A 23,690-nucleotide genomic window follows, 5' to 3' on the forward strand; every position below is an offset into this window, starting at 1 on the left:
ATAATTCTGGCAGCGGCAAGTATCTCGCTGATGAGTTGTACCCCAATCTATAAAAAAATGAACGTAGACAAAGAAACTTACGAAGGTCTTAATGACGGACTTTATGCAAATCTTCAGACTTCTAAAGGAAACCTGATCGTGCAGTTCGAAGACAAAAAAGCACCAGTAACTGTAGCCAATTTTATCGGTCTTGCAGAAGGGAAAATAGACAACAAAGCGAAGGCGAAAGGAGTTCCTTTTTATGACGGAACTATTTTCCACAGAGTGATCAAAGATTTCATGATCCAGGGAGGTGATCCTCAGGGGACAGGAATGGGAGATCCTGGATATAAATTCGAGGACGAGAAAAACGACCTTAAACATATAGGTAAAGGAATCCTTTCTATGGCGAATTCCGGACCTAATACCAACGGTTCTCAGTTCTTCATCACTGAAGTGGCGACACCTTGGTTAGACGGAAGACACACCATCTTCGGAAAAGTAGTGAAAGGTAACGATGTAATCGATGCAATCGCTAACGTAGAAAAAGGAGCTCAGGACAAGCCTAAAACAGATATCGTTTTAGAGAAAGTTTCTGTTTTCGGTAAAGGTGACGCATACAAGAACTACGATGCAGCAAAAACTTTCACAGAAGGAAAAGCTAAAATCGCAGAAAACAACAAAGCTTATATCGCTAAAGAAGAAGCTGACAAAAAGAAAAAAGAAGAGGAATTCAAAGCTAACCAGGATAAAATGGTTGAAAACCTTAAAGCTGGAATGCAGAAAACTGAATCCGGATTATATTACAAAATCACAAAAACAGTGGCAGGTGCAAAAGCTCCTAAATCTGGTGATAATGTATCTGTACATTATGCAGGTAAATTAATCGACGGGACAGAATTCGATTCTTCATTCAAAAGAAACGAGCCAATCGAAATTCCAATCGGAATGGGAAGAGTAATCAAAGGATGGGATGAAGGTATCCTATTGCTTAAAGAAGGCGAAACAGCTACCTTATTGATCCCACCAGCAATGGCTTACGGAGAAAGAGGAGCAGGAGGTGTTATCCCACCAAACGCTTGGTTAGTTTTCGATGTTGAGCTTGTGAAAGTACAGTAATTGAGAATTTAAGATATTGAAAGCCGTCCGGAAGGACGGCTTTTTTTTGTTAACTATTTGAAAATAAAGATAGAATTCGGATTTCCGTAGAAAATGATGTACTCATATTTAGAATTATATAGTTGAAACGTGGATTAATAATTGGCCAGAACTACAAGAAAAAATTTGAGAAGTTTTATATAATGTATTAGGTTACAATTTATTTACTAATTGGAATAAAATATGTTATTTTCGTGTAAATTATCCACATGAAAAAAATCCTCTACAGCCTTCTCATACTTTCCACAACTACTTTTTCCGCTCAGGGAAAAAAATTCTTCAAAAGCGGAGAGGTACAGCTTCAAAATCCGGTAGAAAAGATCAATCTGCGATATGCCAATGATCTCCCTTTTGTACAGGTGATGATCAACGGGAAATCATATAATTTCCTTTTTGATACCGGAGCTCCGACCGTCATTTCTACGGCCGTATATGCTGAGCTGGGACTTGAGAAAAAGCATAAAAGTACCGTAAAGGATTCACAGAAAAATAAACACGAACAGATCTTTACCATTTTACCCGAAATGACGGTTGATAAAGCCGTTTTCCAAGATGTAGGGGCTGTAGTTATGGATTTCAGCGTTTCTGAACTGAGCTGCTTCAGGATCGATGGTATCTTGGGGGCCAACCAAATGGCAAAGCTATTCTGGAAGATTAATTATTCAGAAAATTCACTGGAAGCATCAAAGGATCTTGCTCAATTTAATCCTGAAGAGTATGATATTGTGATTCCTTTCAGCCCAAGAGCGCAGAAAACCCCCGTTGTAGAAACCGATTGGCAGGGCAAAAAAGTAGATATCACCTTCGATACAGGATTTTCAGGGAGACTTAAGATCACAGACAAGGTATTTGATGCCCAAAAAGTAATAAAGAGTGTAGAAGTCTACGGAACAAGCTCTGTTGGTGCTTATGGGGCCGGAAAACCTGCGCTGGGGTATATTTTCAGAACGGCAGATCTGTCATTGGGAAACAAAAACTTTTCAAATGAAATTATCGCTACCGGAAATGCAAGTCTGATTGGAAATGAATTCTTTAAAAACTTTATCTTCATCCTCGATTGGTCCGGCAACAAAATCTACATGAAGCGAATCAAAAACGAACCGGCCAAGCTGGAGTCTTTTGGCTTTGGGTACCGCTTTGTAGACTCAAAACCAACAGTAGCCTTTGTCTTTCAGGAAGAGAATTTCCCATTGAAAGTAGGTGATTCCATCATCAGCATCAATAATATAAATCTTGATAGCCTGGACAAAGACGGGGCCTGTCATTATTTCCTTAACAGGGTAGAGAGCGGGCAGAGTGCCATAAATGTGAAGATCAGGAGAGCGGGTAAGGAGATGGAGGTGAAACTTGAGAAGAAGGAGTTTTTAGGAGTCTAGAGTGAGTTGGAAAGGTTTAGGGTCTGAGAGTTTTAGAGTGTTAGTGTTTTAGAGTTTTAGGAAGTGAAATATCTTCCTCAGATTCCTCAGATTTTGTTGTTTTGAATACAAAAATCTTTGATTTTTTTAAAGCTTAAGTGAACTTCTATACATCAAGCATTCAACTTAAAAGATAACTTAAGTGTTTAAAAACTTTTGTCCCTTTTGTGGTTGAAAAAAGTTTCCCGCAGATTACACAGATTTTATTCTAAATACAAAAATATTTGATTTTTTTAAAGCTTAAGTGAACTTTTCTATACATCAAGCATTCAACTTAAAAGATAACTTAAGTGTTTAAAAACTTTTGCGACTTTTGTGGTTGAAAAAAAGTCTCCCGCAGATTACACAGATTTTATTCTAAATACAAAAATCTTTGATTTTTTAAAAGACTTGAGTGAACTTCTATACATCAAGCATTCAACTTAAAAGATAACTTAAGTGTTTAAAAACTTTTGCGACTTTTGTGGTTGAAAAAATCAGTAAATCTCTCATATTATACAGATTATAAGTACAGAGTCACAAAAAACCGTTCAAATGAATTGAACGGTTTTCTAGTAAAAAAGAAATTAAAATTATGCGTGTCTTGATTTCTTCCTCATTTGGGAAGAATTCATTTTTCCGGCAAGGGAGCTGATAAATACAAGTCCAAAGCCGAGGTATGCCGCAAATGCGGTTAGGTATACTATTAAGCTGTTAAAACTAGGTTTTGAGGCATATACTAGTACGGAAAAAACGGCAAAACTTAGCAAGAGCATAAGGCTCCAGATATTCATTTTTGCAGCATCTTCATTTCTCTTAAAAATCATTTCAAAAAAGTCTCTCATCATAATCACTTTTTAAGGGTTATACATCTGTTTTCCGTCCTTTCATAGAACGGTCCGGAATCATTATTCCGTTATACATTAACAGGTCATGGATCATGGCTAAAACTTGGCTAAGGTCATGATCGTATGGCCGTTGGGTTGGTCTATATCAGGGTATGCTTTAGGCTACCCGGAAAAATTTAATTAAAAGCAGTGTTGAATCCGGAAAGGGATTCATGAGCTTTATGACACCGTACACAGTACATCGTAAATGGAATTGACAAGAGGATTATCTCTTCCGTCGTATACGGTATCTAAAGAAAAAGGATCATATAAATATGATAAATAGCCTTTATCCGGCCCAGCGGAAACTGAAAATCCCGCGGCAACTTTTAATCATCGTTTGTGTTTATAATTTTTTTTCAATGAATTAGCTTGCGAATATCATGCCAAAGTGAATTTTTTAACCTATTTTTAGGGCTAAGTTGCTTTAAGTTTGAATAAATTTACAATTGATGAATCCGGAAAGTTTAGAAGAAAATATACAGATTATTGCTGTCAAACTTATAAAATTGGCAGAAGACCAATGCTGGAATAAAATTTCTCATCATCTGACTTTTATTGTTTCAGATTTTAACGAATTTGGAGAAAATTTTCATGAAAGAAGAAAGTTGAGGAATAAAGTGAACAGATATAAAACACCTCTACCGTTAGATAAAGCCATTAAAATGCTAAAAAATGAATATCATGATCTCTATGACATCAATCTTTATATTTATAAAGCATTACAAAATGAAACGATTATTGAAATTCAATATTTCAGAAAATCAAATATGGAATCCGCTTATTACGAAAAGATAAAAAATGATACACCGATGCTTCATGCAAAGATTGCATATCCCCACTATGCTTGGAATGAGGGGAAGTTTGACGTTAACTGGGAATCTAAAGAAGGATTGAGGCATTATTGGAAAAGTTTTCTTTATGAATTTAAGTGCGGAAGAAAAATAAAAAAGCTAAAAAAATAGACTATTGTACAATTCAAACCAGAAAAGTTCAAATTATGAGATCACATTCCCCTCTTGTGGAGGGGTGGCGAAAATTCAAAGAATTTTTGACGGGGTGGTTTAAAAATTTCAATTTAAAAAAATCAACAAGTTAATCCTATAAAGCAGCTAGCTTCATCAGAATCAACTTGTTGACCACATATTCCCCTTTGTAAGCAAATGTATCTTAAATAAAACTTTTTGTTACAAAATAGTCTACCAGTTTTTATCAATCATATAAATAATCTGAGTCATCGCTGTAGCACCCAAAAGAAGTTCCCTTCTGTTCACCTTTTCAAAAGTATCTTCTTCCGTATGATGGATGTCAAAATACCTCTGCGAATCCGGAACCAGCTCAGCCGTAGGAACACCCATGTCATGAAGTGGGTAAATATCTGTTCCTGAATATTTTCCTTCAAAATTGTAAACGCCGTAGGGCAAAAATAAACCCGTCCAGCTTTTGATTTGCTTTCTCTTTTCCTCATCCATTTCCAACGCAATGCCTCTTGGCGCAAAACCTCCCGCATCAGATTCTATAGCGAAAAGATGTTTCTCATTCTTTTCCTTGGCTGTTTTTCCATATTGAATGCCTCCTTTAACGCCATTTTCTTCATTAGCGAAACAAACGACCCTGATGGTATGATTATTTTTAAGGCCTAATTTTTTAAATGTTCTCAGTACTTCAATGCTTTGAACAATTCCGGCACCGTCATCATGCGCGCCTTCACCTACATCCCATGAATCAAGATGTCCACCGACAACAATCACACTCTGGTCTTTTTTGCCAGTGATCTCCCCGATAACGGAGTGGGAGAGTTTCTCATCTTTCATGCCGCAGTTGGAATTAAGCTTTGCCGTTACTTTCTGCGTTTTTAAAAGAGCTTCCAGTTCGTCTGCTGTTGTACTTCCAATGGCTATGGCAGGAATTTTCAAAATTTTATCTTCATAGCGCATTGCTCCTGTATGAGGAACATCATCAAAAGCTGAAGACAATGATCTGACAATCGCAAATTTTCCGCCTTTTTTAGCCGTTAATGAAGCTGCCGTTACCCTATATTTTGCCGCATCGCTATAGCCTCTGAATGTTTCCACAAAAGACTGACTGAAAGGGTAGTTAAAGAACACGATCTTATCCTTTACTTGATCTGCAGAAAGCTTGTCATATTCTTCCATGGATTTCACGATAATTATCTCGCCTGATACATCTTTTCCATTCGTCCCTTCAGAATTCCCCAGAGAAAGCATCTTCAGATTTTTCCATTTTCCGTCTGCTGTTTTGATCTGTAGAGATTCCTTACCTCGGGTCCAAACCGGAACCATGACTTCCTGTAGCCATACCTTATCGGCACCTGCATCACGGAGCTTCTGTTCTGCCCATTTTACGGCCTTTTCGTAAGCTTCCGAACCGCTGAGACGGTGACCTATGTTTTTGCTTAAATCCCTAAGTTCCGTATAGCTTTTTCCATTGTTCAGTATTTCTGTGGAAATCTTGCTAAACTGTATAGAATCTTCTTTAGACTGTCCAAAAACAGCCATCCCTAAGAAGAATAATGAAGTTCCAATTATCTTTTTCATAGTTTACCAGTTTTTATCGATCATATAAATAAGCTGTGTCATCACCGCAGCGCCTAACAGCAACTCTCTGCGGTTGACCTTTTCAAAAGTATCTTCTTCGGTGTGGTGAATATCAAAATAACGTTGTGGATCAGGAACCAGTTCTGCAGTGGGAACTCCCATTTCATGTAACGGAGCAATATCCGATCCCGAATATTTTCCTTCAAAATTATAAACCCCGTAGGGCAGAAACAGACTTGTCCAGCTTTGAATCTGGTTTCTGTTTTTATCATCCATTTCCAGGGAAATTCCTCTTGGAGAAAAGCCTCCTGCATCTGACTCTATGGCGAAAAGATGTTTCTCATTGCTTTCCTTGGCTGTTTTTCCGTATTGCTTGCCGCCTTTTGTTCCGTTTTCTTCGTTGGCAAAGCATACGACCCGGATGGTATGGTTATTCTGTATTCCTAATTTTTTAAACGTTCTTAAAACTTCAATACTTTGTACAATTCCGGCACCGTCATCATGCGCACCTTCACCTACATCCCATGAATCTAAATGTCCCCCGACAACGATCACGCTTTGGTCTTTTTTACCAGTGATCTCGCCTATTACGGAATGGGAGAGTTTTTCTCCCTTCATGCCGCAGTTGGAGTTGAGTTTTGCGGTAACCTTTTTATTTTTTAATAATGCTTCCAGCTCATCGGCTGTTGTATTTCCGATAGTAACGGCCGGTACCTTTGAAATGTTGTCATCATAACGCATATTACCGGTATGAGGAACATCGTCAAAGGCTGATGACAATGATCTGATGATGGCAAATTTTCCGCCTTTTTGCGCTGTTAAATTCGCAGCAGACCGTCTGTATGCTCCAGCTTCACGATATGAAATAAAAGTTTGTACATGTGACTGATTAAAAGGGTAGTTAAAGAACACTATCTTATCCTTTACTTGAGATGCAGGAAGTTGATCATATTCTTCTAAAGATCTAACCATAATCATCTCTCCTAAGACGTCTTTTCCGCCTGTTCCTTCAGAATTTCCAAGAGAAAGCATTTTCAGTTTCTTCCATTGTCCGTCTGCTGTTTTAATGTGTAGAGATTCATTCCCTCTCACCCAAACCGGAATCATCACTTCCTGAAGCCATACCTTGTCGGCCCCGGCATCGCGAAGTTTCTGTTCCGCCCATTGCACAGACTTTTCATAGGCCTGGCTACCGCTTAAACGGTTTCCTATATTTTTAGTAAGGTCTTTCAGTTCAAGATATCCTTTTCCGTTGTTCAGTATTTCCGTGGAGATTCTGTTGAACTGTATGGAATCTTCTTTAGACTGTCCGAAAACAGCCATGCTTACCATTAAAAGGGAAAGGGTGACGTTTTTTTTCATTTTACCAGTTTTTATCAATCATGAAGATAAGCTGTGTCATTGCGGTAGCACCCAACAATAGTTCTCTTTTGTTCACTTTATCGAAAGTATCCTGTTCAGAGTGGTGATAATCGAAGTATCTTTGTGTATCTACAACCAATTCAGCTAAAGGAATATCTAACTTTTTCAATGGAGAAATATCCTGAATAGCTTCAGTTTGGTCAAAATCATAAATACCGTAAGGAAGGAAATAATTTTTCCATTCGAAGATCTGTCTTCGTCTTTGTGGCGGCATATCTAAGGAAAATCCTCTTGGAGAATATCCTCCTGCATCTGTTCCTAAAGCAAAAACATGTTTCTCTCCTTTCTTTTTCACATAGGCTGCATACATTTCACGTCCTTGTCCCCCGTTTTCGCTGTTCGCATAAAAAACAACTCTTATCGTATGATTATTTTCGATCCCAAGCGCTTTGAATGTTCTTAAAACTTCAATGCATTGTGCAACACCGGTTCCGTCATCAATAGCACCTTCACCGAAATCCCACGAATCTAATTGAGCTCCTAAAACAATCACTTTAGAATCTTTTTTACCCTGAATTTCAGCAATAATATTCGGATTGGTAGTATTGCCTTTTGATTGCGCCGTCATATTCAGTTTGGCGGCAACTTTTTGATTTTTTAATAATATTTCTAATTCATCAGCGGATTTTACTCCAATGGACAGGGCAGGAATTCTTACTTTGTCATCAGGTTCGTAATACACCATTTTTGCATGTGGTGTATCGTCCATAGCGGTTGTTAAAGATCTTATAATTAAAGCTTTTGCTCCTGTTTTAGCAATCACGGAAGCGGAAATTAATTTAGATTTTGCGGTAATTAAATAAGAATCATTTGTATTAATGATCTTCGGATCCATCGGAAGATTTACGAAAACGATTTTATCTTTCAATTGTCCAATCGAGATGGCATTAAGCTCAGAAGTTGAATTGATTAAAACAATTTCGCCTGTAAGATCTTTCCCGCCTGTTCCTTCAGAATTCCCGAAAGACAGCATTCTGATATTTTTCCAATCTCCATTCGCCGTTTTTATTTGCAAAGATTCTCTTCCTCTTATCCAGACCGGAGCTTTAGCTTCCATTCTCCAGATCATTTCAATACCGATAGATTTGAGTTTTTTTTCTGTCCATTCCACAGCTTTTATATAGCCGGGAGTTGCACTGAAGCGAGGTCCGATACCTTTGGTAAGCTCACCCAGATTTTCATAGGCCGTACCGTTGGTCATCACTTCGTCTGAGATTTTCCGGAATTCATCCTGGTAGTTGAACTTAGCCACGGTTGTCTTTTTTACTGGTTTTTTCAGTGGCTTTTTTTGAGAAAATAAAAATCCACTCAAAAAGAGTGGAAGTATAATGAAGATTTTTTTCATTTTTTATTTACCTTTCTTTTTCCGCTTATAAAAGTAGGAAAAAAATAGGAATTTATTAAGGTTTCATATCGTACATTAACAGTGCTGTAACCAATTTAGGTTCTATGAATGTACATTTTGGAGGCATACTCAGTTTCAGGTCTGAAATTTTGATCATATCATTGAAACTCACCGGATAGATTCCAAATCCGACTTTTCCTTCACCGTTGTCTATTTTCTCTTTTAAAGAATTAATTCCCTGTATGTTAGAGGTTCCTTTGGCATAGGTGATCTTTTCAGAACTGTCAGAATTCTCAATTTTAAGGATATTCTTGAAAATATATTTATCTAAAAGATGATGATCAAGGTTGTCCAGTGACATTTCCGTTGAACGAAGGTCATGCTTTACGTGAAGTGAGTAGAATTTACCGTCCAGATACATAGAAATATGGAATTTCTGGGAAGGGAAGTAAGATGTTTCGCCTTTTTCATGAATCAGAAAATACTGATCCAGTTCCTTTAAAAATTCTTCACTTGAAAGACCATTCAGGTCTGATAAGATTCTATTGTAATCGTGAATTTTAATCGATTGGTTGGACACGATAAAGCTGTACACAAAGTTATAGGCTTCAGTACCGTTATGTCTTTTGTTTTTCTCCTTGTGGAACTTTGCATTCAGGGCCGTAGAACCAATTCTGTGGTGTCCGTCTGCAATGTAGAAAGAGTCGATCTGGTCTATCACTTCTTTGAACTGCTGAAGTTTCAGACGGTTGTCTATTCTCCAGATCTTGTGTCTGATCCCGATAGAATCGACATGATTGAAAATAGGAACATTCTTTTCTTCATGATTCATCAGAAGCTCGATCTTGGAATTGGAAGGGTAGGTAAGCAGTACAGGTTCTGCCTGCAGGTTTACTTTCTCCAGATAATGAGCCAGCTTTTCCTTTTTCTGAGGAATGGTACTTTCATGTCTTTTGATCTTTCCGCTCCAGAAATCTTCAATACTCGCTAATCCAAGCAAGCCTCTGAAAACTTGTTTGCTGGGGTATATCTGCTCATAAAGATAATAAGCGGAACTGTCCTGGACCAGTTTTTTTTCATCCAGAAGTTCTTCAAACGTGGATCGGATCTTTCTGAGATTCCGGTCAATATCTTTAGATTTACTTACCACATAGGGTTTAATCATGTTGATGTAAGTATTTTCAACTTGAGCTTTCTCTGCAATCTCCTCCTGGGTGAAATTGTCCAGCGGATGGGTAGGGAAAGTGCTCTCAAAGTCTTTATGAGGTCTTATTCCACGGAAAGGTTTAAAAACAGGCATATTTTATCTTATGGTTTCTTTTTGTAGCTTAATAATCTGTTCTGCAAGTTCTGCGCCGATTTTTTCCTGGGCATCTACTGTATTTCCGCCTACGTGAGGGGAAAGGGATAGCGCTGGGTTCATCAGTAAAGGAAGTTCCGGAGTAGGTTCGTTCTCAAACACGTCCAGTGCAGCTCCCGCTACTTTTTCTGATTCGATGAAATCAATAAGGGTTACCTCATTGATGACGCCTCCTCTTGCAGTATTCACTATGTAGACTCCGTCTTTCATTTTTTCAAACTGAGGCGTGTCTATGATATATTCATTTGTTTTCGGCGTATTGATACTGATGAAATCCGTGTCTTTAAGAAAAGCATCCATATCGTTGGTAGAAGTGATCTCAAAATTCAGACTCTGTCCATCGAAAAAATCCAGGGTAAGAACTCTTGTCTTTGGATTTTTTGTCAATACTTTGATTTTCATTCCTAATGCTATTCCTATTTTCACGACTTCCTGGCCAATACTTCCAAAGCCAATCACTCCAAGTGTTTTTCCGGAAAGTTCATACGCTTTACTGAATGACTTTTTCATGGCCTCGAAATGCGTTTCTCCCTCGAGGGGCATCAAGCGGTTCGATTCGTGAAGAAATCTAGCCAGTGCGAAAAAATGTCCGAAAACAAGCTCAGCTACTGATTTTGAAGATGCTGTAGGGGTGTTGATCACTTTTATCCCTTTGCTTTTAGCATAATCTACATCAATATTGTCCATCCCGATACCACCGCGCCCAATAATTTTAAGGCTTGGGCAGGCATCGATCACGTCCTGTCTTACTTTCGTCGTGCTTCTTACCAAAAGAATATCTACGTTATTTTCATTGATAAAATTGATAACGTGATTCTGGGCCACTCTGTTGGGCAGAACTTCAAATCCTGCTTCTGTGAGTGCCAGTTCTCCTGTTTTCGAGATTCCGTCGTTTGCTAAAACTTTCATGTGTTATTGTCTTAATAGATGGTAGACCTAAGATGTTAGAAACGAGACTTTAAAGTCTGAAATCAGTCATCTGAAATCTTTAAATCTTTTTTATTTTTTTGGCCGTCTAATATAAGTTATTTTATTGACTTCATAACATCCACCAAAACCTGTACACTTTCAATCGGTAAAGCGTTGTACAAGCTTGCTCTGTAACCTCCCAGGCTTCTGTGTCCGTTCAGTCCACTAATCCCGGCAGCCTTCCATGCATTGTCGAATTCTTCTTTTTTGCTTTCGTCTTTCAATTGGAAAGAAACATTCATTAAAGAACGGTCTTCTTTTACGCAGAACGTTTCGAAAAGAGGATTGCTGTCGATCTCATCATATAAAAGTTTTGCTTTCGCTTCATTTCTTGCTTCTGCCGCTGCGATTCCGCCATTCTTCTCAAGATACTGTAGCGTAAGAAGAGATGCGTAAACCGGGAAAACCGGAGGAGTATTGTACATGGATTCTTTTGAGATATGCTGAGAATAATCCAATATAGACAACATGTTTTCTCTTCCTGTCTTTCCAAGAATTTCTTTTTTGATCACCACCAGTGTTACCCCGGCAGGTCCCATATTTTTCTGAGCCCCAGCATAGATCAGATCAAATTTAGAGAAATCCAGCTGTCTTGAGAAAATATCAGAACTCATATCACAAACCATCAGAGTATCTACCTCCGGAAAAGATTTCATCTGAGTTCCGTAAATCGTATTGTTTGAGGTGCAGTGGAAATAATCGTATTCTGAACCCACCGTATAGTTTTTAGGAATGAAAGAATAGTTTTCTTCCTTGGAAGATCCTACTACGTCTACAGTCCCTAATTTTTTTGCTTCTTTAACAGCTCCCGCCGCCCAAGTACCTGTATCAAGATAAGCTGCTTTACCGCCTACTTTCAGCAAGTTGTATGGAACCATCGCAAACTGAAGGCTTGCACCGCCTCCTAAATAAAGTACTTCATAATCATCACCAAGGTTCATCAGTCTTTTCACAATGGCACGCGCTTCGTCCATTACCGCAACGAAATCTTTGCTTCTGTGCGAAATTTCAAGAAGAGACAATCCAATACCGTTGAAATCTAAAATAGCTTCTGCTGATTTTTCGAATACCTCCTGAGGTAAGATACATGGTCCTGCGCTGAAGTTGTGCTTTTTGCTCATATTTTTACTTTTTTGGTTGTGCAAGGTGGTTGGGCTTGCGGTTTATATTGATATTTATTAGATTCTTTGAGATTTACAGTTAAAAAAACCGCCTCATAGTGGTGAGACGGAGCCTTTATTATTCACCGTGTAAGAACGCTTTTTTCTCAAGCAGCGCTTCTTCAGATTCTACGTGATCTTCATCAGGAACACAACAGTCTACCGGGCAAACCGCTGCACACTGAGGTTCTTCATGGAATCCTTTACATTCCGTACATTTGTCTGTTACAATGAAATATACATCATCACTCACAGGTTCCTGCGGCGAATCTGCATCTACAGTAAGTCCTGACGTCATGGTCACAGTACCGGCCAGAGCGGTACCTTCAGAAGCTTTCCAATCTACGGCCCCTTCATATATTGCATTATTTGGACATTCCGGTTCACAGGCACCGCAATTAATGCATTCATCAGTTATTTTAATAGCCATCGCTAATTTTTTTTAAATTTGCACAAAATTACAAAATATTCCCCAATTTAAAAGTAATTATGAATATCGAAAATCAAGTTTTAGGACTTATTAAGTTAAGCGAGTATATAAAAGAGTATTTAACAAAGAATCCGGAGGATGATAATGAGACTGATACGGAGTTTGAATTATTACTCAAAAGGTCTGAAATAGAAAATCCATGGTTTACTATTGATAATCAGAAATTTGCTCTTAACGAGTGGACGAATCTGCTTACGGAGGACAATATAAATAACTGGATTAGAAACTATTCCGTTTCTAAGGTTTCAAAAAGAGTAGGATTGATCCTGGCCGGAAATATTCCTCTGGTAGGATTTCATGATGTGATCTCGGTGGTTTTAAGCGGGCATATTCCGTTGATCAAACTTTCTTCAAAGGATAAGCTGATGGTTCCTTTCCTGCTAAAAAAATGGAATGAATTTTCCGGTGGTGCCGTTCAGTTTGAATTTGTTGAGAGACTGGAGAATTTTGATGCAGTGATTGCTACAGGAAGTAATAATACGGCAAGATATCTTGAATATTATTTCAAAAATCATTTAAGCATCATCAGAAAAAACAGAACGTCTGCAGCTGTTTTAAAAGGGGATGAAACTCCTGAGGAACTTCAACTTCTGGCCGAAGATATTTTCAGATATTTCGGGCTTGGGTGCAGAAATGTGACGAGAGTTTTTATTCCGGAGGATTTTGTGATCGACAGACTGTTTGAAAGTTTTGTAGGATTCAAGGACATCATCAATCATCATAAGTATGCTAATAATTACGATTACAACAGAGCGGTTTATCTTCTGAACCGTGATCTTTTCTGGGATAATAATTTTGTGATGTTAAAAGAAGATGATAAACTTTTCAGTCCGCTTTCTGTAATCAATTTCAGCAGATATTCATCTTTGGATGAAGTTAAAAGCTTTATTGCTGAAAATGAAGAAGATATTCAGTGCATCGTGGCAAAGGAAGAGCTTGGGCTGGATTCTATTCCTTTCGGAGAAGCACAGCATCCTTCTCTGGATACTTATGCGGACAATGTAGATACGATGAAATTTTTGGAAGTGGTCTGATTTTAGTATCTTCACTTACCAATTTTACCCAATATCGAATAGATTATGAAAAAAATATTTTTAGGACTTACAGTGCTTGCCACGCAGTTCATGTTTGCCCAGAAAGTGACCGGAGCGAAGGTTGAAAAGGTTCAGAAGGAAGTTCCGGCGCAGTTGAGCAAAGAGAAAATCAATCTGTATAATGACAATTTTCTTAAGTTTGTTACAGCTCTTAAATCTTCGGACCGACCTGCTATTGATTTGCTTCTTTCAGACAAGGTAAAAGAAATTGTTACGGATGATGTTCTGAAAAAGGTGAAGGAAGGCTTTGATGTCAATAAAAAGCTGGAAATTTTAAAAACCGGTTACCATAAATTAATGGACGGATCCAGTCTGCCAAGCATCCACTACAAATACGCAGGAGATTCTTCAAAAGAGGTAATTATGGCTGTATTTGAAGAGGACGGAAAGATCCTGGGGGTAATGCCGGCGAAACAGACGAAATAACCTTAAATTAAAATAAAAAAAATACTAACTATGATGACAGATGTCTTAGTTGCCCATTCCTCAGATGTGGAGAAAGCAGCTTTTTACAGAAAAACGTATTTGCACGTTGCTTTATCAATCCTGGCCTTTATCGGGGTTGAAACTATTTTACTAAAAACTGTTCCAGTGGAGATCATTGCGATGATGTTCGGGCAGAAATATACCTGGTTGCTGATCATTGGTGTTTTCTGGCTGGCATCTATGTTAGCGTCTAAATGGTCGCTTTCTCAGAGCAGGACTACCCAGTATTTCGGATTGGGATTTTATATCATTCTGGAGGCTGTGATCTTTATGCCAATGCTTTATATTGCTGCGGGAATGCAGGGTGGAGGAAATATTATTTTCCAGGCTGCCATGCTTACGATTGCGATGTTTGCAGGACTTTCATTAGTAGCATTTACCTCTAAAAAAGATTTCTCATTTTTAAGAAACATCATTATTATCGGAGGTTTTCTTTCGATAGGACTGATTGTAGCGGGAGCTATTTTTGGATTCAACCTGGGGCTTTGGTTCTCGGTAGGAATGATGGTTTTGGCTTCTGCAAGTATTCTGTATGAAACCAGTAAGCTTAAAAATACGTACACAACAGGACAGTATGTGGGGGCTTCTTTACAGCTTTTTGCATCAATTATGCTATTGTTCTGGTATATTCTGAGAATCTTAATGAGCAGAAGAAGTTAATTTAAATGAAGAGTGAAGAATGATGAATGATGAATGAAAAATTGTCAATTCACATTTAATCTCTAATAAATAATAATCCTGGTGATATTTTCACTGGGATTTTTTATGCTCTTCCGGACTTTATAAACACAAATGCCACAAATGTTTTCACAAATATCACTAGTGACGAGTGTGTATGTTTAGTGTAATTAGTGCAAAGCATTAGTGTAATTGGTGTTTTAATAAACAAAGAAAAGTATTGCATTTTTATTTATAACACTTGAATTTTTCAATCTTTAAATCTCACCCATTTAAACCCAAAAAATCCTGATGACATTCACCGGGATTTTTTGAACATTCTTTCATCAGAATCAACAACGGCAATAGCATCAGCAATGGCATATTACAGAGGCTTTGTGGCACGTGTTTGAAATTGAAATTAAAGAATTGAGAAAATAGAGTATCGAGGAAAGCCTCTGTAGTACTGTGTTTTTATAATCTTTTTTACTGATTAAATCTTTCGATGATTAAAAAGGAATAAAAATTATTTGTCGATAGATCCTAAGACCTTCTGTGCAAAAGAATTTAAAGCGTCTTTTTCGCTCATTCCGTTCTGAACGCTGGCATGTACTTCCAAAGCACCGCAGATATTGGTGATCAGTTCTCCTGCTACATTCAAATCTTCTTCGCTGGTTCCTCTGAATTCACAGAAACTTTCCAGTACTTCTAATGTTTTTTCAAGATTCTCAGGGGTTTGATTCTGATAAAACTGTCTGATTACGGGTAATTTCATTATTGTAATTCGTTAAAAAGGTTAATTAAACTTTCAGCCTGGTTGCTCTGTACCTGGTTTACCAATTCACCGTTTTTAAATACTGCGAAAGTAGGAAGGTTGTCAACTGTGGCTAATTTTCTGCTTTCAGGAAGTTTTTCAGCATCTACATATAAAAATGGAATCTCTTCGTTTTCTGCTGCTAATTTTTTGAATTTAGGCTTCATGATTCTGCAGTTTCCGCACCATGTTGCACCATATTGAACAACTACTTTTTCGTTGTCATTCACGATATTCTGTAACGTATCTTCTGTTAATTCTGTATACATAAGTTTATTTTTAGAAAAAATAAACAATGTAGCAATCTAATAATTTATCAGTTTAACAATTAAAAATATTGAATTTCAAGTATTGGTACATTGTTACACTGGTATATTGTTACATTACTATAATTGCTACATTGTTATATTATTTTAATTAGTTCTTAGCTAAGTATTCTGCTGTAGAAGTTCTGTCTGCCTTCATGGCATCTTTTCCTTCTTCCCAGTTGGCAGGACATACTTCACCGTGTTTTTGAACGTGTGTGTAAGCGTCGATCAATCTTAAATATTCTTTCACGTTTCTTCCAAGAGGCATATCGTTTACAGACTCGTGGAAAATTTTTCCAGTTTCGTCGATTAGGTATGTTGCTCTGTAAGTTACGTTAGAACCTGTGAAAGTTTCTTCTCCATCTTCATTGTATTCGAAATCCTGATCTACGATTCCTAAAATGTTAGCTAATTGTCTGTGTGTATCAGCTAAAAGCGGGTAAGTTACTCCTTCAATACCTCCGTTATCTTTTGCTGTGTTCAACCATGCGAAGTGTACTTCGTTGGTATCGCAAGAAGCACCGATTACTTTAGTGTTTCTTTTTGCAAATTCACCTAAAGCATCCTGGAAAGCGTGAAGCTCTGTAGGACATACGAAAGTGAAATCTTTCGGATACCAGAATAGGATCACTTTTTGTTGGTTGGTAGTAGCTTCTTCAAGGATGTTGATTCTAAGATCGTCACCCATTTCAGACATAGCATCAATTGTTACATTTGGGAATTTTTTTCCTACTAAAGACATAATTTTCTGTTTTTATATTAAATTTTCTACTGCAAATATATGAACATTTCATCTATCGAACAAATCAATATCGATAAATAAAATCTATAATTGTTTTTAATGGATCTATAGAAAAAAAGCCCTGAAATCAGAGCTTTTTGTTTACTTTATACTAATTTTTTATGGAGTCGAATTTTAATTTAATCAATTAAAAGGCGCCAACACATCTTTGATGCGTTTCATCGCTTCTCTAAGGTCTTCCTCGGAAGCTGCATAAGAGAATCTGATGCATTCCGGGCTTCCAAAAGAAACTCCCCCTACACATCCTACATGAGCTTTTTCTAACAGAAACATGGCGAAGTCATCAGAATCTTTAATTTCTGTACCATTCAGTGTTTTTCCGATATAATGGGAAATGTCCGGGAAGAAGTAAAATGCAGCTTTTGGAAGCAGTACTTTAAATCCTGGAATCTCTTTCATCAGGTCATACACAAGATCTCTTCTTTTCTGGAAAGCATCGATCATGTATTTGTATTCAGAAGGATCCGTTTGTAAAGCGGTAATAGAAGCTCTCTGTGCTACTGTATTTGCCCCGCTGGTCATTTGTCCCTGAATCTTTTCGCAAGCCTTAGCCAGCCATTCCGGACAGGCAGAATATCCGATTCTCCATCCTGTCATCGCAAAAGCTTTAGACATTCCGTTGATCACGGCAGTCTGCTCATATACTTCCGGAAACTGGGCAATGGAAGTTGTTTTGGTTTCGTAATTGATGTATTCGTAGATTTCGTCAGAAATAATGGTCACATGAGGATATTTGGCAATCACTTTCGCCATAGACTTAAGTTCATCGTACGTATAATATCCACCGGATGGGTTACATGGAGAACTGAAAAGGATCGCTTTCGTTTTATCTGTAATAGCTTCTTCAAGCTGTTCGGCTGTTATTTTAAAATCAGTGACATAAGAAGTGGGAAGCATTACTGAATTTCCACCCATCATCTTTACCATTTCATCATAACTCACCCAATAAGGAGCTGGAAGAAGAACTTCATCACCGTCATTGATTACAGAAGCAAGTACATTTAAGATAGCTTGCTTAGCGCCATTCGAAACACAAATTTGCGCTGGTTTATAGTCTAAATTATTATCTCTTTTTAATTTATTTGCTACTGCTTCACGAAGTTCAAGAAACCCTGGAACAGGAGAGTAGTGGCTGTAATTTTGGTTGATGGCATCAAAAGCGGATTGTTTGATATTATCCGGCACATCAAAGTCCGGCTCGCCCAGAGTAAGGCTGATCACATCAATGCCGGCGGCCTTCATTTCCCTTGCTTTGTTGGACATTACGAAAGTCTGTGAGTAACCTAACCTTTTTACTCTGTCTGAAAGTTTATCCATATGGTTTTTTTGAATTTTAACAAATATATAATAAAAACGTTTTGCCGGGAAATAAAAATGGTACGAGAAAAAAAGATTTTTGTCAGGTTTTAATTTAATCACTAGATTTGGAATAGCAGGCTTCTGCTTACTTCAATCCTATTTTAATACTATATCAAAGCCAAAAAATGTACAGACTTTTGTTTTTATTATGTGCTTCCCTTATTTCGGCACAGAGCTACCGTTTTGTTTATGAATATAAATTTAAACCTGATGCCGGGAAGAAAGATTCTTTGGTGACAGATTATATGAACCTGGACACGGATGGAAAGAATTCTTATTACTCTAATGCCGTAAAATATGAAAGGGATTCCGCCTACAATGTGGATAAGAGCTATCCGGCACTCTTAAAGGGAAGGAACTATGACCGCAATCTGAATTACACCGTGGAAAAAGATTATGCTAAAAAAACCATTCATTTTTACGATAAATTTAAAAATGTAAATCTTGTGACAACGGATAATGAAGCTCCCAAGTGGAAAATAGAGAATGATTTCAGGAAGATCAATGCGATGAACTGTCAGAAAGCAGTTGCAGAATATAAAGGCAGAAAATGGGAAGCGTGGTTCAGTAAAGATTTTCCGGTGAATGACGGGCCATACAAATTCAGCGGACTTCCCGGATTGGTGGTGATGCTCAAAGATTCTGAAAGTGATCACGTTTTTGATCTGATCCAAATCAAAAAAATTAAAGCTACAGCCGCTTTTATTCCAAAAAATAATAAGCAGGTCACCAATATAGAATACAGAAAGATCATCAAAAGCTACCGTTTTTCCCCTGGAGAAGATGTGGCAGGCATGAATATAGACTCCAAAGCAGGGAAAATGGAAATGCAGCTCAAAGACGGCTATGTTGCCCAGTTGGACTACAATGAGCTTAAAAAAAGCGGCGCCAATGTGGATGCTGCGATCGCCAGAAAGCTTAGACTGTCTGACAATCCCATTGAAAAAGAATAAAACAAGGAAAAAATATTGTCATTGGGCAGTCTTTTTTGATATCAGGACCTTAAAGTTTGAACAAAGCCAATAAAAACTTATTTTTGCAGATTATAATAATTCATATGGCAATATCGTTACTATTAAAATACTTTCCAGATCTTACAGAGAAGCAGATCGAGCAGTTTACCCAATTGGAGAAACTGTACAATGAATGGAATGAAAAAATCAATGTAATCTCAAGAAAAGATATGGAATCGCTGTATGAAAAGCACGTTCTGCATTCTTTGGGAATTGCGAAGACAATGGAATTTGCACCGGGTACAAAAGTTCTGGACATTGGAACCGGAGGAGGTTTCCCCGGAATTCCCCTGGCAATTCTTTTTCCGGAAAGCCAATTTACTTTGGTAGATTCAATTGGAAAGAAGATCACAGTAGTTAACGCAGTTGCAGAAGGAATCGGACTGACGAATTTAACTGCAATTCACGGAAGAGCAGAAAAGGTCAAAGAAAAGTTCCATTTTGTGGTAAGCCGAGCGGTAACGCAGATGCCGGAATTCCTGAGATGGCTGAAAGGAAAATTTGAAAAAGAACAGTTTAATCCCAAACATAACGGAGTTTTGTATTTAAAGGGCGGTGATCTTGCAGAAGAACTTGCCGGAATTAAATGTGAAATCTTCAACCTTAAACACTATTTTGATGAAGAATTTTTTGATACTAAAAAAGTGATTTATGTATCGAAAGGTAATTTTAATTCTTAATTTTATATAAATTTAGGATCATTTTTACCGAATTTTTGTTAATAATCGGTAAATTAGAGGTTATGAAAAATCTTTTAAGTATTGGATTTTCTGTATTGTTTTCAGGGCTGGTTTTTGTCTCCTGTGAAGATGATGATTATCAGACCGTTCAGTCCATAGGAAAGATCAGGATCGACAGTGTCAAGATCATGAAAGATACGATGGATGTGTTTACAGTACAGAGCATTAAGACGTATTCTACCTATCCGTCCCAGTGTGAAGGGTTTTACGGATATGATTATATTCATACCAATAGTCTGGAAAGATCTGTTACTGCTTATAAATACACTACAGAAGGTCCCTGTGCGCAGGAAGCTCATGTAGGAACAAATCAGATCAATTTCAGCCCGCGCCAGAAAGGAGTTTATACCTTTAAATTCTGGAATGGAGGCAGTAACTGGATCAACAAAACAATTGTAGTTGAATAATTAATAATGAAACTGATTTCACTTTTCTGTTTTCTTGCAGTAAACGTCATCTTTGGGCAGAAAATAATCTGGCAGGAGGACCGGAAGCTGACCTGGGATGATTTTAAGAGCCCGGTAAGCCGGAAAAGCAATCCCGATGTGGTCGCCTATACCCATTGCGGCTGGGAATATTCTGTGGTAAAATCCAGCAACCCAAAGTCTCCGGTGAAAATTGAAATCACAACTATTTTTAATGAAGACAGATCGTGGAAAGACACCAAAAGGATCAACGATTATATTCTTTTGCACGAGCAGAAACATTTTGATATCGCAGAATTATTTGCCAGAAGATTAAGGAAAGAAGTGGTGGAGAAGATCAAAACCTCTGGTGATTACGATAAAAATTTTAAAGCAGTTTACAGTAAAATCGCAACCGATTATAAAAACTTTCAGATATCCTATGACAAAATTACAGAGCATGGGATGAATAAAGAAAAACAGGCAGAATACAATGCCCTCATCGCTGAAGAAATAGACCACTTAAAAAGTTACAAAGCCTCTTGAAATTCCTTAATAAGATCATCCACGAGCTCCTGGCTCAAAATCCGGACCTCTCGGACTTTAATATCGTTCTGCCCGGAAAACGTCCCATTGTATTCATCCGGCAAATCCTGGAAGAAAACAATTATTCAGGATTTCTTCCCAATTTTTTTACCGTAGAAGAACTGATTGACAGGATCGCAGATAAACAGCCGGTTCAGGGGATCTCATTGTGGCTTTTTGCCTTTGATGTCTACCGCAGCCTTGGTCTTATCCCGAAAGATGATTTTGCAGACTTTTTAAAATGGTTTCCGACCCTTCAGAAGGATTGGGATGATATTCTCAAGTTCTCTGAGAGCGATGAAGCGGTACTGCAGTATATGTTTGATGAGGAACGTATTAAGGAATGGGCTCAGGATTTGGGAGACGATGACGATGTTCCCCGTAAAAAATTCCTGAATTTCTGGCAGAATATGAATATTTTTCTTCCTGTTTTAAAGAAAAAACTGCAGGAAAAGAACTGGGCGACTTCCGGAATGATCCACGAGACAGCCAAAGCGAAGATTGTAGATTTTGCTAAAAATACTTCTGAACATTTTGTTTTTTGTGGCTTTAATGCCTTTACACCGGTGGAAGAGAAGCTGGTAAGAAGCCTGTTGCAGTGGAATAAAGCACAGTGTTTCTTTCAGGCAGACCGTTATTATTTTGATGATGAAAGGCAGGAGGCCGGAAAATTCCTCAGAAATCACAAAACATGGAAAGAATTTGATGATAAAAGAGCTTTTCAGTGGATTGAAGACGATTTCAACCAACCTAAAAATATAAAAGTCTATGAAGTTTCAGGAAATGTAACGCAGACTAAAGTATTGCCTGAAATTTTCAAAGAAATTGAAAATAAAACCTATTCCAATACAGCAGTAGTATTGCTGGATGAAAACCTTCTTCCTGCAAGTCTGGATGTGATGTACGGTGTTGATAACCTTAATATTACCATGGGTTTTCCCCTGAAGAATCTTTCTTTTTCCAATGCTATAAAACAACTTTTCTACCTTCAGAAACAACTGGAGAAAAACAAATCTTCCTATTACTACAGAGATATTTTCCCGATTCTTGAGGAGCTTCCGAAATCAGCTGAAGACGAGCTGATTATCAGTAATTTCAGGACAAAAATAGAGGAGAGGAATATTGTTTATATATCAAGAAAGCTTTTGGAAGAACTTCTGAGTGGTCTTTCTTATTATAATCTTCTTAAAAAAGCAGACCATACGGGGGTGTATCTGGATATGCTTATTGCTTTCTGCCGTGATATTAAATGGCTTGAAATAGATGATATCCAGTATGAAAATGTTTCCCACTTTGAGAGTGCGTTCAGGATCATTAAAAATCAGCTCAGTCCATATGATTTTGAAATTAAGATGGAAACGCTGGAAATCCTGATCAACCAGCACGTGAATTCAGAAAGTATAGATTTTCAGGGAGAGCCGCTCCGCGGACTGCAGATCATGGGACTTCTGGAAACCCGTCTTTTGAATTTTGAAAATGTGATCATGCTTTCGGTAAACGAAGGAAAACTCCCTTTGGGAAATTCACAGAATACGTATATTCCGTTTGATATTAGAAGATATTTTGATCTTCATACGTTTTTGGAAAATGACAGTATTTACGCCTATCACTTTTACAGACTGATTCAGGATTCTCAAAATGTCCATCTGTTGTACAATGCACTTAGCTCAGGAGTAAATACCGGAGAAAAGAGCAGGTTCATTACCCAGATCGAAATGGAGAGCTCACATCCGATAGAACATCTTATTATAGAAAATTCGTCCGAGCCTATTGCCTCAAAACCGATAGAAATCCCGAAGACGGAAATTGTATTGGAAAGGCTTCAGAAATGGAAAGAGAAAGTGTCTGCTTCACACCTTACCAGCTACCTTTATAATCCGATAGATTTTTACCTTTCTAAGATATTAAAGACCTCTGAAACGGATGAAATAGAAGAAGAACTGTCTGTCAAGAATTATGGAAATCTGGTTCACTATTCACTTCAAGAAGTATATGAAATACTTAAAGGTAAAGTTTTAAAGGAAAAGGATTTACAGAATTCAATTAAAGATATAGATCAATATATTAATGTTGCTATTGAAAAGCTTAAACATCAGCCTGAGTTCTATGAAAAAGGAATGAATTACATCCACAGGGCTATTGCTAAAAAAGTAATTGAAAACGTTCTCAACCATGATCTTGAACTGGTGAGAAACGGTAATACGCTTGAGATTTTAGACATTGAAAAGAGATTTGAAAATGTAGATTTTTATCTTGACACCCATGACAAAATTTCTTTCTTGGGATTTATTGACAGGATAGACCGCCTGAACGGAACCTTAAGAATTATCGATTATAAAACTGCAAAAATTAAAAATCTAACGGTAAAGATAGATGAGAACAATGTAGCGGATTATTTCCATAACAGCGAGAGAAAACAGGCTCTTCAGCTTTGCATTTATCACTATGTGGTACAGAATCTTCCTGAATTTTGGGGGCTTCCTATCGAAACCGGAATCTGGAGTTTTGCAGAAGCTAAAAAGGGAGTAGTTTCCCTGCAGTTTGATAAAGGAAGTATTGACGATGCCATGATGTCTGTGAAAAACCTTATCCTGGAGATTCTGAATCCTGATCTTAGCTTTATCGAAAATATTCAATCTTATTCCAATTAAAAATGCACCCCATTGCTGGAATGCACTCAATTTGAAATGAAGAATATACTAGTGT

At 37.6% G+C, this 23,690-nt stretch carries 23 protein-coding genes; 11 read left to right on the forward strand and 12 right to left on the reverse strand.

Annotated features, from left to right (window positions below; genetic code table 11):
• Window positions 1-30 precede the first annotated feature (30 nt).
• Window positions 31-1,098, forward strand: a complete 1,068-nt coding sequence (locus NZD88_RS17620; protein ID WP_423738670.1) for a peptidylprolyl isomerase — start codon at window positions 31-33, stop codon at window positions 1,096-1,098.
• Window positions 1,099-1,346: 248 nt separating this feature from the next.
• Complete coding sequence (locus NZD88_RS17625) at window positions 1,347-2,513, forward strand: retropepsin-like aspartic protease (protein WP_259830889.1); 1,167 nt, start codon at window positions 1,347-1,349, stop codon at window positions 2,511-2,513.
• A gap of 611 nt (window positions 2,514-3,124) precedes the next feature.
• Here NZD88_RS17625 and NZD88_RS17630 read toward each other — a convergent pair.
• Window positions 3,125-3,379 (reverse strand): hypothetical protein, encoded by a 255-nt coding sequence (locus NZD88_RS17630; protein WP_123881224.1) that lies wholly within the window; start codon window positions 3,377-3,379, stop codon window positions 3,125-3,127.
• 491 nt (window positions 3,380-3,870) lie between these two features.
• On the opposite strand from NZD88_RS17630, the gene NZD88_RS17635 reads away from it, so the two are divergent.
• A complete protein-coding gene (locus NZD88_RS17635) occupies window positions 3,871-4,383 on the forward strand; it encodes a hypothetical protein (RefSeq protein WP_259830891.1) in 513 nt (170 codons plus the stop codon).
• A gap of 234 nt (window positions 4,384-4,617) precedes the next feature.
• Here NZD88_RS17635 and NZD88_RS17640 read toward each other — a convergent pair whose 3' ends face one another.
• From NZD88_RS17640 to NZD88_RS17670, 7 genes are all read right to left on the reverse strand, one after another.
• Window positions 4,618-5,976, reverse strand: coding sequence for a M20/M25/M40 family metallo-hydrolase (locus NZD88_RS17640; RefSeq protein WP_259830892.1), 1,359 nt, complete (start codon window positions 5,974-5,976; stop codon window positions 4,618-4,620).
• Between the two features lie 3 nt (window positions 5,977-5,979).
• A complete protein-coding gene (locus tag NZD88_RS17645) occupies window positions 5,980-7,338 on the reverse strand; it encodes a M20/M25/M40 family metallo-hydrolase (RefSeq protein ID WP_259830894.1) in 1,359 nt (452 codons plus the stop codon).
• A 1-nt stretch (window position 7,339) separates the two neighbouring features.
• Window positions 7,340-8,743 (reverse strand): M20/M25/M40 family metallo-hydrolase, encoded by a 1,404-nt coding sequence (locus tag NZD88_RS17650; protein ID WP_259830896.1) that lies wholly within the window; start codon window positions 8,741-8,743, stop codon window positions 7,340-7,342.
• A gap of 55 nt (window positions 8,744-8,798) precedes the next feature.
• A complete protein-coding gene (locus NZD88_RS17655) occupies window positions 8,799-10,043 on the reverse strand; it encodes a DUF1015 domain-containing protein (RefSeq protein WP_259830898.1) in 1,245 nt (414 codons plus the stop codon).
• A gap of 3 nt (window positions 10,044-10,046) precedes the next feature.
• Window positions 10,047-11,012 carry a D-2-hydroxyacid dehydrogenase gene (locus NZD88_RS17660; protein WP_259830899.1) on the reverse strand — a complete coding sequence of 322 codons (966 nt, stop codon included), beginning with the start codon at window positions 11,010-11,012 and terminating at the stop codon, window positions 10,047-10,049.
• A gap of 116 nt (window positions 11,013-11,128) precedes the next feature.
• Window positions 11,129-12,193, reverse strand: coding sequence for a 3-phosphoserine/phosphohydroxythreonine transaminase (gene serC, locus NZD88_RS17665; RefSeq protein ID WP_259830900.1), 1,065 nt, complete (start codon window positions 12,191-12,193; stop codon window positions 11,129-11,131).
• A gap of 118 nt (window positions 12,194-12,311) precedes the next feature.
• Window positions 12,312-12,662 carry a 4Fe-4S binding protein gene (locus tag NZD88_RS17670; RefSeq protein WP_073335842.1) on the reverse strand — a complete coding sequence of 117 codons (351 nt, stop codon included), beginning with the start codon at window positions 12,660-12,662 and terminating at the stop codon, window positions 12,312-12,314.
• Window positions 12,663-12,721: 59 nt separating this feature from the next.
• Between NZD88_RS17670 and NZD88_RS17675 the strand changes: the two genes are divergently transcribed.
• Genes NZD88_RS17675 through NZD88_RS17685 form a run of 3 tightly spaced genes read left to right on the forward strand, consistent with a single transcriptional unit; the run spans window position 12,722 to window position 14,962 of the window.
• Window positions 12,722-13,756, forward strand: a complete 1,035-nt coding sequence (locus tag NZD88_RS17675) for an acyl-CoA reductase (protein WP_259830901.1) — start codon at window positions 12,722-12,724, stop codon at window positions 13,754-13,756.
• A 45-nt stretch (window positions 13,757-13,801) separates the two neighbouring features.
• Complete coding sequence (locus NZD88_RS17680) at window positions 13,802-14,242, forward strand: peptidylprolyl isomerase (RefSeq protein ID WP_259830902.1); 441 nt, start codon at window positions 13,802-13,804, stop codon at window positions 14,240-14,242.
• Window positions 14,243-14,272: 30 nt separating this feature from the next.
• Window positions 14,273-14,962 carry a Bax inhibitor-1/YccA family protein gene (locus NZD88_RS17685; protein ID WP_169236229.1) on the forward strand — a complete coding sequence of 230 codons (690 nt, stop codon included), beginning with the start codon at window positions 14,273-14,275 and terminating at the stop codon, window positions 14,960-14,962.
• 523 nt (window positions 14,963-15,485) lie between these two features.
• Here NZD88_RS17685 and NZD88_RS17690 read toward each other — a convergent pair.
• The 4 genes from NZD88_RS17690 to NZD88_RS17705 form a co-directional block, all read right to left on the reverse strand.
• Window positions 15,486-15,734, reverse strand: coding sequence for a DUF6952 family protein (locus NZD88_RS17690; RefSeq protein ID WP_034727575.1), 249 nt, complete (start codon window positions 15,732-15,734; stop codon window positions 15,486-15,488).
• Window positions 15,734-16,042 carry a thioredoxin family protein gene (locus tag NZD88_RS17695; protein ID WP_259830905.1) on the reverse strand — a complete coding sequence of 103 codons (309 nt, stop codon included), beginning with the start codon at window positions 16,040-16,042 and terminating at the stop codon, window positions 15,734-15,736. The genes NZD88_RS17690 and NZD88_RS17695 overlap by 1 nt, the downstream gene beginning before the upstream one ends.
• Window positions 16,043-16,190: 148 nt before the next feature.
• Window positions 16,191-16,823 carry a peroxiredoxin gene (locus NZD88_RS17700; RefSeq protein WP_169236231.1) on the reverse strand — a complete coding sequence of 211 codons (633 nt, stop codon included), beginning with the start codon at window positions 16,821-16,823 and terminating at the stop codon, window positions 16,191-16,193.
• A gap of 183 nt (window positions 16,824-17,006) precedes the next feature.
• Window positions 17,007-18,200, reverse strand: coding sequence for a pyridoxal phosphate-dependent aminotransferase (locus tag NZD88_RS17705; RefSeq protein WP_259830906.1), 1,194 nt, complete (start codon window positions 18,198-18,200; stop codon window positions 17,007-17,009).
• A 167-nt stretch (window positions 18,201-18,367) separates the two neighbouring features.
• Between NZD88_RS17705 and NZD88_RS17710 the strand changes: the two genes are divergently transcribed.
• The 5 genes from NZD88_RS17710 (at window position 18,368) to NZD88_RS17730 (ending at window position 23,635) form a co-directional block, all read left to right on the forward strand.
• The gene (locus NZD88_RS17710; protein ID WP_259830907.1) at window positions 18,368-19,195 is read left to right on the forward strand and encodes a GLPGLI family protein; all 828 of its coding nucleotides are present in this window, start codon (window positions 18,368-18,370) and stop codon (window positions 19,193-19,195) included.
• Between the two features lie 104 nt (window positions 19,196-19,299).
• Complete coding sequence (gene rsmG, locus NZD88_RS17715; RefSeq protein WP_259830908.1) at window positions 19,300-19,935, forward strand: 16S rRNA (guanine(527)-N(7))-methyltransferase RsmG; 636 nt, start codon at window positions 19,300-19,302, stop codon at window positions 19,933-19,935.
• Between the two features lie 62 nt (window positions 19,936-19,997).
• Window positions 19,998-20,402, forward strand: a complete 405-nt coding sequence (locus NZD88_RS17720; protein ID WP_259830909.1) for a hypothetical protein — start codon at window positions 19,998-20,000, stop codon at window positions 20,400-20,402.
• 6 nt (window positions 20,403-20,408) lie between these two features.
• Window positions 20,409-20,945, forward strand: a complete 537-nt coding sequence (locus tag NZD88_RS17725; protein WP_259830910.1) for a DUF922 domain-containing protein — start codon at window positions 20,409-20,411, stop codon at window positions 20,943-20,945.
• Window positions 20,942-23,635, forward strand: a complete 2,694-nt coding sequence (locus NZD88_RS17730) for a PD-(D/E)XK nuclease family protein (protein WP_259830911.1) — start codon at window positions 20,942-20,944, stop codon at window positions 23,633-23,635. The genes NZD88_RS17725 and NZD88_RS17730 overlap by 4 nt, the downstream gene beginning before the upstream one ends.
• Window positions 23,636-23,690: the final 55 nt, after the last annotated feature.

This window comes from Chryseobacterium pyrolae, from assembly GCF_025153485.1.
GTDB classification, from domain to species: domain Bacteria; phylum Bacteroidota; class Bacteroidia; order Flavobacteriales; family Weeksellaceae; genus Chryseobacterium; species Chryseobacterium antibioticum.

Excerpts from the sequence above, each read along its gene's own strand:
- NZD88_RS17670 (WP_073335842.1), bottom strand. The coding sequence starts at position 12,662 with ATGGCTATTAAAATAACTGATGAATGCATTAATTGCGGTGCCTGTGAA.
- NZD88_RS17660 (WP_259830899.1), bottom strand. The coding sequence starts at position 11,012 with ATGAAAGTTTTAGCAAACGACGGAATCTCGAAAACAGGAGAACTGGCA.
- NZD88_RS17720 (WP_259830909.1), top strand. The coding sequence starts at position 19,998 with ATGAAAAATCTTTTAAGTATTGGATTTTCTGTATTGTTTTCAGGGCTG.
- rsmG (WP_259830908.1), top strand. The coding sequence starts at position 19,300 with ATGGCAATATCGTTACTATTAAAATACTTTCCAGATCTTACAGAGAAG.
- NZD88_RS17680 (WP_259830902.1), top strand. The coding sequence starts at position 13,802 with ATGAAAAAAATATTTTTAGGACTTACAGTGCTTGCCACGCAGTTCATG.
- NZD88_RS17705 (WP_259830906.1), bottom strand. The coding sequence starts at position 18,200 with ATGGATAAACTTTCAGACAGAGTAAAAAGGTTAGGTTACTCACAGACT.
- NZD88_RS17725 (WP_259830910.1), top strand. The coding sequence starts at position 20,409 with ATGAAACTGATTTCACTTTTCTGTTTTCTTGCAGTAAACGTCATCTTT.
- NZD88_RS17630 (WP_123881224.1), bottom strand. The coding sequence starts at position 3,379 with ATGATGAGAGACTTTTTTGAAATGATTTTTAAGAGAAATGAAGATGCT.
- NZD88_RS17695 (WP_259830905.1), bottom strand. The coding sequence starts at position 16,042 with ATGTATACAGAATTAACAGAAGATACGTTACAGAATATCGTGAATGAC.
- NZD88_RS17620 (WP_423738670.1), top strand. The coding sequence starts at position 31 with ATGAGTTGTACCCCAATCTATAAAAAAATGAACGTAGACAAAGAAACT.
- NZD88_RS17685 (WP_169236229.1), top strand. The coding sequence starts at position 14,273 with ATGATGACAGATGTCTTAGTTGCCCATTCCTCAGATGTGGAGAAAGCA.
- NZD88_RS17655 (WP_259830898.1), bottom strand. The coding sequence starts at position 10,043 with ATGCCTGTTTTTAAACCTTTCCGTGGAATAAGACCTCATAAAGACTTT.
- NZD88_RS17640 (WP_259830892.1), bottom strand. The coding sequence starts at position 5,976 with ATGAAAAAGATAATTGGAACTTCATTATTCTTCTTAGGGATGGCTGTT.
- NZD88_RS17625 (WP_259830889.1), top strand. The coding sequence starts at position 1,347 with ATGAAAAAAATCCTCTACAGCCTTCTCATACTTTCCACAACTACTTTT.
- serC (WP_259830900.1), bottom strand. The coding sequence starts at position 12,193 with ATGAGCAAAAAGCACAACTTCAGCGCAGGACCATGTATCTTACCTCAG.
- NZD88_RS17710 (WP_259830907.1), top strand. The coding sequence starts at position 18,368 with ATGTACAGACTTTTGTTTTTATTATGTGCTTCCCTTATTTCGGCACAG.
- NZD88_RS17690 (WP_034727575.1), bottom strand. The coding sequence starts at position 15,734 with ATGAAATTACCCGTAATCAGACAGTTTTATCAGAATCAAACCCCTGAG.
- NZD88_RS17635 (WP_259830891.1), top strand. The coding sequence starts at position 3,871 with ATGAATCCGGAAAGTTTAGAAGAAAATATACAGATTATTGCTGTCAAA.
- NZD88_RS17675 (WP_259830901.1), top strand. The coding sequence starts at position 12,722 with ATGAATATCGAAAATCAAGTTTTAGGACTTATTAAGTTAAGCGAGTAT.
- NZD88_RS17645 (WP_259830894.1), bottom strand. The coding sequence starts at position 7,338 with ATGAAAAAAAACGTCACCCTTTCCCTTTTAATGGTAAGCATGGCTGTT.
- NZD88_RS17700 (WP_169236231.1), bottom strand. The coding sequence starts at position 16,823 with ATGTCTTTAGTAGGAAAAAAATTCCCAAATGTAACAATTGATGCTATG.
- NZD88_RS17650 (WP_259830896.1), bottom strand. The coding sequence starts at position 8,743 with ATGAAAAAAATCTTCATTATACTTCCACTCTTTTTGAGTGGATTTTTA.